Raw genomic sequence first — 14,921 nt, forward strand, 5'->3', positions numbered from 1 at the left:
GAACCCATAACCTGCCGCTTACAAGGCGGCTGCTCTGCCGATTGAGCTACGTCGGCATGTAAATTAGAAAAGTGCTGCTCCAAAAGAGCGGGAGCATTATACCAGAGAGCCATACCAGCCGCAAGACTCCATAAACAGCCGCGCTAATATGCAACGGGCAGCGAGTCTATCAGGAATTAAATGTATCGTCAATGGTCTCTCGTGAAAATTTGCGCGCCTGCCAAATAAAATACAACCCTACCGAGCCAGCCACAGCAGCGTTTAGCGAATCGATATGCCCTCGCATGGGCAGCTTGACCAACACATCACAAGATTGACGCACCAGGCTGCGCAACCCGCTGCCCTCGTTGCCCACGACCAGGGCTGTTGCTCCACTGAGTTTAATGGTTTCAATGGATTGCGCTTCTTCGGACCCCTCCATGCCATACACCCAGACGTTTTCGACCTTCAGGGCAGCAATGGCCTGGGCAAGGTTGGTTTGTGCGACAAGCAAGTGCTCGCTGGCCCCCGAGGAGGTATTGACCACCGCCGGAGTAACTGTGGCAGTGCGGCGCAGGGGCAATAAAACGCCATGCACGCCCACCGCTTCGGCTGTGCGCAATAAAGCCCCCAAATTATGGGTATCTTGAACGGTATCCAATATTAATATAAAGGGAGCCTGATTCAATTGCTGGGCGTGTGCAAGGATATCTGGCAAAGATGCGTAGGGATAGGCGCTGGTCTCCAACGCCACGCTCTGATGATTTTCGCCCAGCGCGTCGAGGCGTTGGCGCGGCAAAAATTCGACAAGGATACCACGTTGGCGCGCCATATCGAGGGCATCTTTGAGGTGGCGTTTTTGATCCGCTTTTTCAGCCACCCAGAGACGAAAGAAGCGCCGGCGATCTGCGCGCAGCGCTTCATAAACAGGGTTACGGCCCAAAATCCATTCGGTCATATTTTCTCTACCGCGAAACCTCTGAGTTTTTTTTAGCAGACATCAGAGGTTTGTTAACTCATTTCCAGCGCCAGGTGGTGCCGTCTTTGCCATCTTCGATGAGCACGCCAAGCTCAGTCAGGCGGTCGCGCACCTGATCGGACAAGGCCCACAATTTTTGGCTGCGCAGTTCGGCGCGTATCTCCAGGAGCAATTCGACAAACGGAGCGGCCTCCCCACCCCCGAGCCGCGCGCGTGACTCCAGCCTGAGGCCCAGAACGTTCGTGAGTTCCAGAATCAACGCCTGGGCTGGCTGCAAAGCCTCGGGGCCAGCATCCATATCCCGAGCCTGATTGACCGCGCGCACGAGTTCAAAAATATGCCCCAGCGCGCCAGCCGAGTTGAAATCGTCATCCATTGCTTCGTCAAAGCCCTGGCGCGTGGCCTGGATTTGCGCCTGCAAAGCTTCGGGGGCTGCGCTTGCCGCGCCAGCGTTGGCCGGGCGCAGGGCAGAGCGCAGACGGTCGAGGGCGCGTTCGGTGTGACCGATGGCTTCGTCGGTAAATTTAAGCGGGCTGCGGTAGCTGGATGTGAGTACCATCAGGCGCAGGGTGTCGGCTTCGTGGTCGTCAAGGAAGTCTTTGATCGTGATGAGGTTGCCCAGCGATTTGGACATTTTTTCGCCCGAAAGCTGCAACATGCCGTTGTGCATCCAATAGCGGGCAAAGGGTTTACCGGTGAAGCTCTCGGTTTGGGCGATTTCGTTTTCGTGATGTGGGAAGACGAGATCGTTGCCGCCGCCGTGGATGTCGATTTGCTCGCCGAGGTGGTGCAGATTCATGGCCGAGCATTCGATATGCCAGCCGGGGCGTCCCTGTCCCCAGGGACTCTCCCAGGCGGGTTCGCCGGGCTTGGAGGCTTTCCACAGGGCAAAATCCATTGGGGTTTCTTTGCGTTCGTCTACATCAATACGGAAACCGGATTGCATATCTTCAAGTTTGCGCCCAGAGAGTTTGCCATAGTCGTCGTCGCTGCTGACGAAAAAGTACACATCGCCTTCAGATTCGTAGGCGTGGTCTTTTTCGATCAATCCCTGCACAATCTGAATGATCTGATCGATTTCTTCCGTAGCGCGCGGATATACCGTGGCGGGCAAAATATTGAGATCGGTCAGGTGATGACGAAACTCATCAATATAGCGTTCTGCCAAATCGAAGGGGTCAATGCCTTCGAGGTTGGCGCGCTGGATGATTTTGTCATCAACATCCGTGTAGTTCATGGCGTGGCGCACTTCGTAACCGCGATATTCGAGATAGCGGCGGACAATATCAAAAACCAGCACCGACATGGCATGACCTACATGCGCTTTATCATAAACCGTCGGCCCGCAAACATACATCGAAACCCGGCCAGATTGCAAGGTCTCAAGAGCTTCTTTTTTGCGTGTGAGCGTATTATAAATTTTGATCGCCATCAGGATTTCGCCTCCGTACGGGCAAAGATCATCCGACCGGCCGCGGTTTGTAAAACTTTGGTTACGGTAACATACGTTTCTTTATGCAGATGCCCGCTGCCGTCTTCGACAACCACCATGGTGCCATCGTCCAGATAGCCCACGCCCTGCCCAACTTCTTTGCCTTCCTGGATAATATCAACCACGAGCGATTCGCCGGGCAACAACACAGCTTTGACGGCATTCGCCAGTTCATTGACATTGAGGATCAGCACGCCCTGAAGTTCAGCCACGCGGTTGAGGTTGTAATCGTTGGTCAGTACTGGACATTTGAGTTGGCGCGCTAAAATGACGAGTTTGTCATCCACCTCGCGCGTGCCCTCTACGTCAATATCACTGATCTGCACGGGCATGGTGGCTTCATCTTGCAGGTGGGAGAGTATTTCCATACCCCGCCGTCCACGCTGGCGGCGCAGGCTATCGGCTGAATCGGCGATATACTGCAACTCGTTGAGTACAAAGCGCGGAATCAGCAGCGTGCCCGAAAGGAAACCGGTGCGAGCAATATCAGCAATGCGGCCATCAATGATCACACTGGTATCTACAAGAATTTTACGGCCAGCGTTATCTTCTTCACCTTCTTCGCTACCACGTCGGCGCGGCAGCCGATCGCGAAATACAGAGAAAATATCATTCTGGCGCATCACAAATACAGCCACGCCAAAATAACTAACCAACATCACACCAATAAAGGGCAGTACTTCGCCAAAAGGTGGAGGCAACAACGAAAGCGGGAAGGCCAGTAACGCAGCAATAATCAACCCAACGATCAAGCCAATCAGACTTGCAGCCAAGGTTTGAGCATCAATGCGAGCTAAAAGCGCTCGTAAAGCGCGCACGGGACGCGTCGTAAGATAGGGAGTCAGCACCAGTCCGATCAGAGCGCCTAACAAACTAATAATAACAACGTAAAGCACACGAGGTTCAGGAAATATACCTCCCCCAAACGAATTAGCTGTATAAGCCGCAAAAATCCCCAACACAATCATCCCGATAATGCGAACAACGAAATCAGAACTCATGAATAACTCCTAAAAAATGATAAAGCCATAAATAAAAAAAGCGCATGAATCATCAGCGCTAATAACCCCAGAATCTAAAAGACGGGAATAATGCAGGCATCGGATACGCAATAAAAAAATAAAAGAATAATTGCTAAAAATTGTGCGAGTCCGAGTGAAGCATATACACGCGCAAAATGATTGCACGAAAGATAATAGCACGCCGTAATTAGAACGTCAACTATCCACTGCAAACGCCTTTCATTAGCTCACTATGATTTCACGAAAACGGGCGCGAACAAAAAGCTGCATACGGCGCGAGGTGCCGTATGCAGCTTTTTGTTCGCGCAAATTAAAAAAACTAGCCGAGCGCGTCGTAGCCAGGGCCACTTTCGAAGAAATCATAGTTGGGCTGAACATCTTCAGTCAGGTCTACCGATTCGCCGGCTTCAAGCTGCTTGGTGGTTTCGAGTACAACGGGGCCACCATTATGATCGGTGTTTTCGTAGTGCCCGCTAAGGCCGAGTCGGCTGATATACTCGCCGCCTTTGGCTTCATAAGCTTCGGGAACCTCATCTTCGGAGAAGATGGCATCATAGGGACATTCGGGCACGCAGGCGCCGCAGTCAATGCAGGTGTCGGGGTCAATATACATCCAGGGCCATTCTTTAACCGGCTGGCCGGGGACAATACATTCAACCGGGCAAACGTCGATGCAGCCACCGTCACGCAAGCATAAGCTGGTAATGATATAGGTCATGTCTTTCCTCCATACAAAAGTATATATTTGGCAACTACAGTAAATAGTATTGGTATTGTACCTTAATTATTTTGGCAAGCACAAATTATCAAACTGAATTACAGAGGGCAATTTGTTGACAAATCCGACCTGCACACGATATAACTCTTATTATGGAAACGCGAAAACTTTTAGGCTGGATTTTGGTAATCTCGGGGCTGTTATTCCTCCTGAGCGGGTTGCTGGTGACGGTGTTTGCCGCTGTCCCGATGCCTATCAACAGTAATATGCCGCAGGGCGACGACGTGGCGGTTTCTCCCTCTATGTGGGTTGATTTTGCCAATCGAGTAATGGATTTCACCCTCGAATTGCTGGCTCTGGATTGGACACCCATTCGAGTGGGCGTATTTCTGATTGTGGTTGGAATGCTGCTCGAAGGGTTTGGGGCTTATTCGCTGCTCTCGTTAAAATGATCAGAGCGCCTCAATAATTTCGGCAGCCAGGTCATAGCGCCCGAAGGGGGGCATCATATAAACGCCGTTGGCCCAGGGCTTCATTTTTCGGATCATCTCAATCGTAATCTGCACACCTTCCGCGGGCGCATTATCTCCTGCGGTTTCGATGCGCGCCATCGTTTCAGAGGGGATGATAATGCCGGGCACTTCGTTGTGCAAGAAAGCGGCATGGCGCGCGCTGAAAAGCGGCAGCACACCAGCCAAGATCGGAATCTCCAGCGGTCCAAAGCGTTCTTCGTAAAGCCGTAAAAATTCAAAGGCTTTTTCGGGCTGATAGATGGGCTGCGTGAGGGCAAAATCGGCGCCGTTTTCAATTTTACGCCGCAGGACTTTCAGTTCCCGCTCGGGGTTGGATGGCAACAAATTGAGCGCGCACCCCACGAAAAAGGCAGTCGGCTGCCCGATGTCGGCCCCGGCGTGATCCAGCCCGGCGTTGAATCCTTGTTGAATCAGCCGGATCAACCCCGAGGGCACCAGGTCATAATCATCCATCGCATCGGGGTAATCGCCAATCGAAGTCGGATCGCCCATCACCACGAAGACATTGCGAATATTCAGGGCGTGCGCGGCCAGTAGATCGCCCTGCACGCGCAGCAAATTACGCCCGCGAGTGGGGAAGTGCAGCGTGGTTTCGATGCCCACATTACGCTGGATGAGATTACACACTGCCCAGGGACTCATCCTCATGCGCGCCATCGGACTATCGGCTACATTAATTACGGCAGCACCCGCCTCCGCTAACAGGCTGGCTCCTGCCAGAATTTTATGCGCTGAAAGGCCGCGCGGCGGATCCATCTCAACCGCAATTGGGAACTCATTATGGCTGAATTTTTGCGCCAATTGGGTCGGTTCAAGTTGAACGCGATCGTGCGCGGCTTGGGCATCGAAAGGCGCAATGACCTGAATTTGCAAATCGGCGGGCAGGGCATCCAGGCGGGCGCGCATAATGCGGGTATGCTCTGGCGTAGTGCCACAGCAGCCGCCGATGAGTTTGACGCCCAACTCGGTGAAGGTCTTTGTGTAATCGCCAAAATAATCGGGGCCAGCCGAATACATCACCCGCCCACCCACATTTTCCGGCCAACCCGCATTTGGCTTAATGGCGAAACGCGCCGCGGGCACAGCCTGACGCATTTGCTCCAGAATGCGGCGCAACTGTGCCGGGCCGCCGGAGCAATTCGCACCGATCACATCTGCGCCAGTTTCGTGCAAAGTACGGGCGACTTTGGCGGGCGTATCGCCTAGCAGGGTGCGATCGTCTCGTGTGAAGGTGATGGTGGCAACAACCGGCAATGAGCATATTTCGCGCGCCGCAGCAACAGCTTCGCGGATCTCGTAGAGGTCACTGAAAGTCTCAATGACCAGAAAATCAACCCCGGCGGCGCATAAAATGCCTATTTGCTCTACAAAGGTTGCGCGCGCCTGCTCGGGGAGTACGCGCCCGTAGGGGGCCAGCCTCACCCCCAGGGGTCCAATATCGCCGCCCACCAACACATCTTTGAAAGAAGCATCCACCACTTTACGCGCCAACTCCGCACCGGCGCGATTGATCGCTTCCACCTGATTTTCCAGGCCGTGATCGCTGAGTTTATAGCGATTGGCGCCAAAGGTGTTGGTATAAATCACCTGCGCCCCGGCCTCGATATAGGCCTGATGCACGGTTCCAACAGTGGCCGGATGGGTCAGGTTAAGGTGGTCAAAACAGGTATCGAGACCAATACCTTGCTGGTGCAGCATGGTTCCCATAGCGCCATCGGCAAGGATGGGATGGGGCGTTTCAAGTAAAGAAAGAAATTTAGATTTTGGCATGGGAGGCTCCGCGCGCGCTAAAGATGCGTCGAAGTGTACCAAATAGGTCGGATTTCCGCCATTTATGATTCGCTGCGGTCTTCGATCTTCATCACCGCGGGGATAGCAAAACCAATCAACCCCATGAGTACGGTCAGCGCGCCGCCCAGGATAAACCACACCTGAATGCCAAAAGCGTCTGAGAGCGGCCCGGCAAAAGCCAAACCGATGGGCATCATGGCGGTTGCCACACTGCCGGTGAGCGAAAAAACGCGTCCTTGCATCTTGGGGTCTACCGCGGCCTGGAGTATACCGCCGATAGAACCGTTGGCGATCGGGATCATCATGCCAGTGAATGCAAAAGCGCCCAGAGCCAGGTTGAACGCCGAGCCAGGCAGCATCCCCATAATACTGGTTCCCAGGCCGATGCCAATAATGCCGAGTATAGCCGTGACGATACGGCGTTTGAATCCGCCCCAAACCCCCAAGAGCAAACCGCCCACGATGACGCCGACACCAAACAGAGAATTAATCCAACCGAGTTGAAGTGCGCCCCCATTGAAGTGATCTTTAACTAATAGAGGCAGTAATGATGTGGTTGGCGAGAGGAAAAAATTGATCATCGAGGCCATAATCAGAATGCTCAGCAACCCCGGCCAAGTAATCACGTACTTGAACCCGGCGCGCAAATCTTGCCAGAAAGTTGTACTGCCGGATTCGGCTGGATTTTTCTCGGGCTGAGGAATAACGATGAAAAATAGCGGAACGACGGCAATCAGGGCGGTAATGACATCGATAGCAACGATGCCGCTCATTGGGATAAGTGTCATCAATAGTGCACCCAGCGGTGCGGCAATAATGTTCAGCCCGCCGTTGAGGGTCTGGTTGACGCCCTGGATGCGGGTGAGGTGCTCTTTCGGCACCATTAGCGAGGTGGAGGCGGTCATGGATGGGCGGTGGAAGTTTTCCCCGATGGAGCGAATGAAAAGAACCGCATAAATATGCCAGAGATCCACCAGCCCGAGGGCAAACAACGCCGCCAGCACCAGAGTTGCCAAAGCGATAAAACTATCGGCCAGGATCATAATCCGGCGGCGGTTCCAACGATCAACCAGCGGGCCGATGAAGGGGGAGAGAAATACACCAGGCAGCAATGCGATCAGTGTGGTGGTTGCCAGCACCGTAGCAGAACCGGTTTTCTCGGTGAGATACCAAATAATGGCAAACTGCACAATCTGGCTGCCCAGCAGCGAAAAGGCTTGACCAGTCCAGATTGCGAAGAAGGGAGTTTTCCAGTTTGGGGGTTGTTGCGAGTTTGATTCCACAGTGTTGTTCTCCATAGAAAGTGATCACCGGATGCGATCTTGCAAAATCTTCTTGACGGCTTCTGACGCCCGGAATACGCCCCGGATGCGAATCGATTCTATGGCTTGGTCGGCCAATTCGGGAGAAACATTATCCTCGATAACCAACATGCCAATCACATTGAAACTTTTACGCTCGCCTTTTTCCACAGCTTTTTCAAGCTCCTTACGAGACCAATCAAAAATGCCCAGGCCATACGCATTTCGGACAACGGAACTTTGCACTTCAGTGTTGTGTTTGTCAAGTTGGTTACGAATGGCTGTACGGATGAAATCCGTACGGTTCTGATAAAAACCTTCTTCGGTCAATAAATCAATTTTTCCTAAATCAACAACGCTCATGTTAATGGTGATTTTTTCGGTTTCACTCATCATCTATCCTTTTAGCCAATTGATGCCATCTGCCAGACATCCATGCAGATGTTTTCTGGATGACAACAGTATATACAAGATGCAGGTATTTGTCAACATCCGTATGCCATCCACTCAGATGGTAACTATATGATAAAGTCCTGCGACATCCCCCAGCACCCGCACATGGCGCACGTATGCGCTCTGCGCGATTTGTTTAGCCAGCAAACATGTGGAAAACTATTGCGATGCAGCAATGCAGCCAAAAAGATTGTTGATCTTGGTCCCCAAAGTAGATTTAACGTGGAATATTCTACGAAAAGGTCATCTCAAAGAAACTGACCAATTTCTCAGTGTAGATTTCTGGATAGAGTCTGAAACCCTCACCCTGATACTCGCTGCGCTCGCATCTGTCCCTCTCCCAATTTTGGGAGAGGGACGGGCCTGAGCTTTAGCGAAGGCCAGGGTGAGGGCACGGCAATATCAACGTTGCAACGCACCGTCAAAAAAATCTACAATCTTTTCCTGATAAGCCTGGGGATTTACGAAATAGGCCCCGGCGTGTTTGGCTTTGGGCACTTCCCAAATTCCTTTAGGCTGCGCTGCGGCTTCGTAGAATACGCGTGTGAGTACGGTTTCGCTACCTTTTCCGGCACTGATCAGCATAACCGGGCGCGGGGCAATTTCGGCGATGATGTCGAGTATCCCTTCGGTGGGCTGTACGCCATTCATAAATCGTAACATACGGTAGTAGAAGAGATTCGCCGGATAGTTGATCCAGCGGCGCAAGGTAGTGGGCCTGCCGCCATGATCGCTGAGAATCATCGGGCCGGGGCCTTCGACGATGACGGCACGCAGCCCTTCGTCGCGCGCCGCGGCGAGCAGGGCCGCCTTCCCACCCAGGGAAATGCCCAAAACGCCGATCCGCTCCGGGGCCACGTCTGAGCGTCCGTGCAAATAATCCAGCGCGCCGAGTAAATCTTCCGTTTCATACCAGCCCAGCGTACACACATCGCCATCGGAACTGCCGTGGGCGCGTTGATCGTACATCAATACGCCATAACCTTTCGCCACCAGCGCCGAGGCATGATAGATCATGGCGATACCTTTGCCGCCGTGACCGTGTACCAGAATGATGGTGCTGCCGTTGGTACCGGGCACATACCAGCCGAATAAGGTTAACTCGTCGCGGCTGGGAAATTCGACGGTTTCAAAGTCCATGCCGGCATCGGCAGGGGTGACGTTGCGCATGGCGAAGCGTCCACCGGGGTGGGTGACGCGGTAAGCGTAGTAAATACCCGAGCTGATAATATAAACGGGGTAGGCCAGCAGCAAGTAAACCAGCCACGGAAACGGGCGCCGCGCCGCGCCCAGAGCGATGAGCAGCAACGTGCCCCACATGGCAAAATAGATCAGCCAGTTGCGATAAAAGCGCCAACTGCGCTCGCGGATACGAATAGATTTCATAGGGATGCCTCAACAATTGTGTAAAACTAGAAAAAGTTCACCACAAAGTCACGAAGTCACCAAGAAAATAGGTTCATCAGGAACTGGCGGGACATTCCCCATATCTGGGGGCAACCCCGACGATTCCCAAAGGGCCAGAAATTATGCTACGTTTTTCATCGAGTCTTTGTGCCTTTGTGGTAAAAAGTCTTTTTTACTACCACGCTCCCATTATAAACGTTCACCGTTGCGCAACCGCTGCGATCATCGTATACTTTTTTCTGATGGAACAACTCAGCTTTCTTCCCCCCACGGCCTGGTCAGTCACCGAAGTCAATCGCTATTTGCGCGATCTCTTTGAAAGCGATCATAATCTCGGCGACCTGTGGGTGCAGGGCGAACTCTCAAACGTCTCTCGCCCGCGCTCCGGGCATCTCTATTTTACGCTTAAAGACGAGCGCTCCACGCTGCGCGGCGTGATGTGGCGTAGTTCGGTGCAGCGGTTGGGCTTTACGCCCAACGATGGTGATGCCGTTGAAGTGCATGGCAGCATCAATATCTACGAAGCGGGCGGGCAGGTGCAATTATATGCCGATACGATCAAACCACTCGGCGCGGGCGCGTTATACCAGGAATTCATTCGTCTGAAGGCCAAACTCGAAGCCGAAGGCTTGTTCGCAGAAGAACGCAAACGCCCCATTCCGCGCTGGCCGTGGCGCATTGGCATTGTGACATCGCCCACCGGCGCGGCACTGCGAGATATGCTCAACACCCTGCGGCGGCGCTATCCGTTGGTGGAAGTGGTCATCGCGCCGAGTCCAGTGCAAGGGCAGGATGCTCCGCTCAAGCTCGCGGCAGGGTTGCTGCAAATTAACCGGGTGGCCAAACCCGATGTGATCCTGCTGGCGCGCGGCGGCGGCTCGATTGAAGATTTATGGGCCTTCAATGACGAAGGCGTGGCCTATGCCATTGCCAAATCCGAAGCACCCGTCATCACTGGCATCGGTCACCAGACCGATTTCACCATCGCTGATTTCGTCGCCGATTTGCGCGCGCCCACCCCCACCGCCGCCGCCGAACTCGCCACCCCCAGCCGCGAAGACCTGCTGCCCGCGCTGGCCGAAGCTGGTCAGCGGTTCGCCAATTACGCTTTGACACAGCTCAACGAACGGCGCTGGCAAATTGGCGATCTGGAACATCGTTTGCAGCGCGTCTCCCCGCTGGCGCGCATTCGCAGCGACCGCCAACGCCTGGACGAGTTTAGCTACCGTGCCGCCACCTTGCTGCGCTATCGCTTGCAAATGCAGCGCTCGCGGCTGAATACCGATGAACAGCGGCTGAATGATTTGAATCCGCACACGGTTTTAGGGCGCGGCTATGCCATCGTGCGCCACGCCGATGGCCGCACCATCCGCAGCGCGGCGCAAGTGCAACCCAACGACGCGCTCAACATCCGCGTCAGCGATGGTGTATTTGGAGTTAATGTTTCTGCTGAACCGCACAAAAATAACGCAAGGTCGCCAAGGGGCAAAGGCGCAAAGAAAAACATATAAAAACATTGCGCCTTCGCTTCTCTGCGTCTTTGCGTTATTTCTTTTCATAGAGGACCTATGACCAAAAAACTCCCCCCCGTAAACGAACTCACCTACGAACAGGCTTTAGCCGAACTCGAGGGCTTGCTCTCCCTGCTTGAAACAGATGACGGCGGCCTGGATGAAATTCTGGCGAAATTTGAGCGCGGGCAGGCGTTGGTGCAGCATTGTGCCGCGCTGCTCGAAAAGGCCGAACTAAAAGTCCGCCAGCTTTCTGGCGATGAAATCATCGATTTTGAGGCCGACGCGTGAATTTATCTTCACTGACTCAAAATTATGTTTTTATTGGCGCAAGCCTGGCCTGGTTTCTGGCGCAGGTGTTTAAAATTCCGTTGGAGTATAGGCGCTCGAAAAAATGGGAATGGGTGCTGTTACTGCGTGCCGGGGGCATGCCCAGTTCGCATTCGGCCTTTATCAGCGCCACGGCGCATGGCATTGGCCTCTTTGTTGGCTGGGATTCGCCGCTTTTCGCCCTGGCGGTGGGTATGGCGATCATTGTGATTTATGATGCTACGGGGGTGCGCCGCGAGGCCGGGCGTCATGCCGAGTTGATTAACGCCATTATCCGCGATATGCGCGAAGGCCATTTGCCCAGTATGGAAACGCAAGAGAAGTTAAAAGAAGTTTTGGGGCACACCCCCCTCGAAGCCATTATGGGGACGCTTTTGGGCGTTGTGATTGCGCAACTCGTCTGGTTTCGCTGGGGATAGTTCACTAAGCAATGGGCAGCAAAAACAGGGTTATTCGTGGCTGGAAGAGGGGGTTACTCGCGGCTATTCTCGTGATAGGGCTTTCACTCGGAGGGTTGTTTGCCGGAACCAGCATCTGGCCTTCGTTGGGTAGTCAGGGGGCGCAGGTGTTACGCCAGATTTTTGGCAATCCCTTCGTGGCCGAGTTAGAGATGTTCGTCTTCGGCGTGCAAGATACGGTTAAAAGCTGGGAGTATGATCTCGGGCTGGCCGAACCCGCCGCGCCGTGGGTCGCGCCTGAGGGGGACGCTGCCCCCTTTATTCAAACCCCCACCCCGAGCCGCGTGCGAACCTCCTCTACGGCGATTGTAAAACCTTTAGAGTCAGAAAACACTCCTACACCTTCAACCCCAACATTTACCCCTACGCCCGAAGTTTTGGCCTGGCCCCCAAAGCCAATGACACCCCTGGGGACGATTGACGGCGAGGGCGTCTGGTCAGCGTATATCGACGATGTGGCCTATCGTGCTTTTTTACAGCCCGATCCTGAACGCCCGTACAGCGTGGTGGCGGTGATCGCCATCGATTTGACCAGGGTGCAACTCCACTATGTATTGGGTTCGATTGAGCCAAAATTTGCCGACGAAACGGTGCAGGCCGAACGTTCGGGGCGCATCCCGGATGAAGACCGCATCCCGGGGAATTTGTTGGCGGCCTTCAATGGCGGTTTTCAAGCACAGCACGGAAATTTTGGAGCCATGTCAGGTGGCGTGGTTGCGATTCCGCTGCAAGAAGGATTGGGAATGGTGGCGATTCGTGAGGACGGCGCAGTCTTTATGGGCGAGTGGGGCGTCGATATTACCGCTGCGGATGACTTGATTGCCTGGCGACAAAACGGGCCATTGGTGGTGCAGGCTGGTGCGCTGACTCCGCATGTTTTCAGTTTCTCACCGAAAGATTGGGGGTATACCATCAATGATGTCTCTCCAACATGGCGCTCCGGGTTGGCGCTGAATGCCGCGCGGCAGATTTTATTTTACGTTGCAGGGCCAAGCCTGACGGTTGAAGCGCTGGGTAAAAGTATGCTCGCCGCGGGTGCCAACTTTGGGATGCAGCTTGATATCAACCCCTATTGGGTGCATTTCACCCCCTTTGTGGTGGAAGATGGCATTTTAGTGCCCGATCCGCTATTCCCCGACTCGATGAATGAAAATATCGACCGCTACTTAAACACCTATTCGCACGATTATTTTTATATCACGGTGAAAGAATAACCCTCACCCCGCCCCAATTTCCAAATCCAAGAGATAACGTTTTCGCCACAGGCCGCCACCATAGCCGGTGAGTTGTCCATCGGCGCCGATAACACGATGGCAAGGGATAATGATGGCCATACGATTATCGCCATTGGCGCGAGCCACAGCGCGCACGGCGGTGGGTCTGCCAATAATTTCAGCCTGCTCTTTATAGGAACGAGTTTTTCCATAGGGAATAGTTTGCAGCGCCGCCCAGACTTGCTGCTGAAAGGGGGTTCCCATCAGCACCAGAGGAATTTCAAATTCCCGAAGCTTGCCAGCGAAATAGGCCTCAAGCTGGTCTTGCGTATGCTCGATGTGGGGATTCGTCCCGGGAATGAATTCAGCATTCAGGCGTTTGCCAAGCCGCTGCATCTGGGTTTCGACCATACGCCGGTCAGCAAATTCCAGGAGGCATAAACCCTCATCGGTCGCACCGGCCAGCATCGGGCCGAGGGGGGTCAGCATCCGTTGGGTGTGGATGATGCGCCCGGCGGCGCTTCCTTGTGGGGAAAATCCAGTCGCTTTTTTGAACGAGTCGCCAAATCCGCTCAGTGATGCGTAGCCCGATTCGTAGGCGGCATCGATCACAGGCTCTCCATTTTTAATGCGCCCAAAGGCTTCACTGACGCGTAACGTGCGCTGGTAGGTCTGAAAAGTCATGCCGTGGTGTTTTTTGAACCAGCGGCGCACGCGGTTGGGGTCCAGACCGCGGGCGCGCAAATCTTGGTCTTTGAGTTTAACGTCTGGAGCGGATTCGATTTCATCGAGCAGGGGTTTGAGCCAGGCCGGGGGCGAACCGCTGCGCGTCAGGGGCTGGCAAATTTTGCAAGGGCGGTAGCCGCTTAACAATGCGGCGCGTGTAGAAGGAAAATAAGCCACATTCTCGCGTTTTGGTTTGCGCGCAGTGCAGGTTGGGCGGCAAAAAATACCCGTGCTGGTGATACCTGCAAAGAAAATGCCCTCGTAAGCAGGGTCTTTTTCGAGCAGGGCGGTATACATCGTAATTTCACTGGGAAGATGAGCAGACATCGTTTTTCTCCAAATAAAGATTTCACGCAAAGCCACAATACTCAAAGGGCACAGGGTTGCCAAGAAAAAAAACAAAAAATCTTCGCGCCTTTGCGTGAGGATATAGCATAAATTCTATCGCCTTGCTTGCCTCAGCGAAACCGAAAACTTGCCAAGCTTTTTAGATCCAGGGTATTTTTTCGATGGTGTGATCGCCCCCGGCATCGCCGGTGTTGAGCGTGCCCGCGGGTTCTACCATCAGAATATGGCATTCCTGTGCGGCAATCGGTTTATGCTCCACCCCTTTGGGTACCACGATCATCTCTCCGGCTTTAAGCGCCGCCACCCCGTCTCGAAAGGCAATTTCCATTTCACCGGCAATCACAATGAAAACTTCGTCCGTCTCCGGGTGGTTGTGCCAGACAAATTCGCCCTGAATTTTGGCAATTTTGAAGTGATAATCATTCATCTGCGCGATGATCTTTGGCGACCAATATTCGCTAAAGATGCTAAATTTTTCATCAAAGCGTATGGGGGCGATGTGCATACTTGACTCTCTTTCTGTGTGAGAACTGCCAATAATAATTGTACTCTACCTGTCATTTCGAGCCAGCAACGAAAAATCCCTGAGCTTTTTCTTAAAATTGTGTATTCATCAGCGGAAGTGTGGATATAGAGTAGAATCCGGGTATGAAAACCAA

15 protein-coding genes are annotated in these 14,921 nt (G+C 53.5%); 5 read left to right on the forward strand and 10 right to left on the reverse strand.

The window, feature by feature from the left end:
- Positions 1–169 precede the first annotated feature (169 nt).
- The 4 genes from rlmB to HN413_16880 form a co-directional block, all read right to left on the reverse strand.
- Complete coding sequence (gene rlmB / locus HN413_16865; GenBank protein ID MBT3392072.1) at positions 170–937, reverse strand: 23S rRNA (guanosine(2251)-2'-O)-methyltransferase RlmB; 768 nt, start codon at positions 935–937, stop codon at positions 170–172.
- A gap of 58 nt (positions 938–995) precedes the next feature.
- A complete protein-coding gene (locus HN413_16870; protein ID MBT3392073.1) occupies positions 996–2,390 on the reverse strand; it encodes a cysteine--tRNA ligase in 1,395 nt (464 codons plus the stop codon).
- On the reverse strand, positions 2,390–3,451 hold the full coding sequence (locus HN413_16875) for a PIN domain nuclease (GenBank protein ID MBT3392074.1): 1,062 nt from the start codon (positions 3,449–3,451) through the stop codon (positions 2,390–2,392). The genes HN413_16870 and HN413_16875 overlap by 1 nt, the downstream gene beginning before the upstream one ends.
- A 340-nt stretch (positions 3,452–3,791) precedes the next feature.
- Positions 3,792–4,190 carry a ferredoxin family protein gene (locus HN413_16880; protein ID MBT3392075.1) on the reverse strand — a complete coding sequence of 133 codons (399 nt, stop codon included), beginning with the start codon at positions 4,188–4,190 and terminating at the stop codon, positions 3,792–3,794.
- A gap of 152 nt (positions 4,191–4,342) precedes the next feature.
- Between HN413_16880 and HN413_16885 the strand changes: the two genes are divergently transcribed.
- Positions 4,343–4,642, forward strand: coding sequence for a hypothetical protein (locus HN413_16885; protein MBT3392076.1), 300 nt, complete (start codon positions 4,343–4,345; stop codon positions 4,640–4,642).
- Here HN413_16885 and HN413_16890 read toward each other — a convergent pair whose 3' ends face one another.
- The 4 genes from HN413_16890 to HN413_16905 all read right to left on the reverse strand — a co-directional run bounded on the left by HN413_16890 (position 4,643) and on the right by HN413_16905 (position 9,654).
- The gene (locus HN413_16890; GenBank protein MBT3392077.1) at positions 4,643–6,493 is read right to left on the reverse strand and encodes a bifunctional homocysteine S-methyltransferase/methylenetetrahydrofolate reductase; all 1,851 of its coding nucleotides are present in this window, start codon (positions 6,491–6,493) and stop codon (positions 4,643–4,645) included.
- A 62-nt stretch (positions 6,494–6,555) separates the two neighbouring features.
- Entirely contained in the window at positions 6,556–7,812 is a 1,257-nt protein-coding gene (locus tag HN413_16895) for an MFS transporter (protein ID MBT3392078.1), read from the reverse strand.
- 9 nt (positions 7,813–7,821) lie between these two features.
- A complete protein-coding gene (locus tag HN413_16900; protein MBT3392079.1) occupies positions 7,822–8,211 on the reverse strand; it encodes a CopG family transcriptional regulator in 390 nt (129 codons plus the stop codon).
- A gap of 459 nt (positions 8,212–8,670) precedes the next feature.
- Positions 8,671–9,654 carry an alpha/beta hydrolase gene (locus HN413_16905; protein ID MBT3392080.1) on the reverse strand — a complete coding sequence of 328 codons (984 nt, stop codon included), beginning with the start codon at positions 9,652–9,654 and terminating at the stop codon, positions 8,671–8,673.
- A gap of 263 nt (positions 9,655–9,917) precedes the next feature.
- Between HN413_16905 and xseA the strand changes: the two genes are divergently transcribed.
- The 4 genes from xseA to HN413_16925 are packed head-to-tail and all read left to right on the forward strand — an operon-like array spanning position 9,918 to position 13,188.
- On the forward strand, positions 9,918–11,186 hold the full coding sequence (xseA, locus tag HN413_16910; protein MBT3392081.1) for an exodeoxyribonuclease VII large subunit: 1,269 nt from the start codon (positions 9,918–9,920) through the stop codon (positions 11,184–11,186).
- Between the two features lie 57 nt (positions 11,187–11,243).
- The gene (xseB, locus tag HN413_16915; protein ID MBT3392082.1) at positions 11,244–11,477 is read left to right on the forward strand and encodes an exodeoxyribonuclease VII small subunit; all 234 of its coding nucleotides are present in this window, start codon (positions 11,244–11,246) and stop codon (positions 11,475–11,477) included.
- An 11-nt stretch (positions 11,478–11,488) separates the two neighbouring features.
- Positions 11,489–11,935 carry a divergent PAP2 family protein gene (locus HN413_16920; GenBank protein MBT3392083.1) on the forward strand — a complete coding sequence of 149 codons (447 nt, stop codon included), beginning with the start codon at positions 11,489–11,491 and terminating at the stop codon, positions 11,933–11,935.
- 11 nt (positions 11,936–11,946) lie between these two features.
- Positions 11,947–13,188: a hypothetical protein gene (locus tag HN413_16925; protein MBT3392084.1), complete on the forward strand. Its 1,242-nt coding sequence runs from the start codon at positions 11,947–11,949 to the stop codon at positions 13,186–13,188.
- Positions 13,189–13,191: 3 nt separating this feature from the next.
- On the opposite strand, the gene HN413_16930 is transcribed toward HN413_16925, so the two are convergent.
- Positions 13,192–14,211, reverse strand: a complete 1,020-nt coding sequence (locus tag HN413_16930) for a methylated-DNA--[protein]-cysteine S-methyltransferase (GenBank protein MBT3392085.1) — start codon at positions 14,209–14,211, stop codon at positions 13,192–13,194.
- A gap of 190 nt (positions 14,212–14,401) precedes the next feature.
- The gene (locus HN413_16935; protein ID MBT3392086.1) at positions 14,402–14,767 is read right to left on the reverse strand and encodes a cupin domain-containing protein; all 366 of its coding nucleotides are present in this window, start codon (positions 14,765–14,767) and stop codon (positions 14,402–14,404) included.
- Between the last annotated feature and the right edge of the window lie 154 nt (positions 14,768–14,921).

The organism is Chloroflexota bacterium, assembly GCA_018648225.1.
GTDB lineage: Bacteria > Chloroflexota > Anaerolineae > Anaerolineales > UBA11858 > NIOZ-UU35.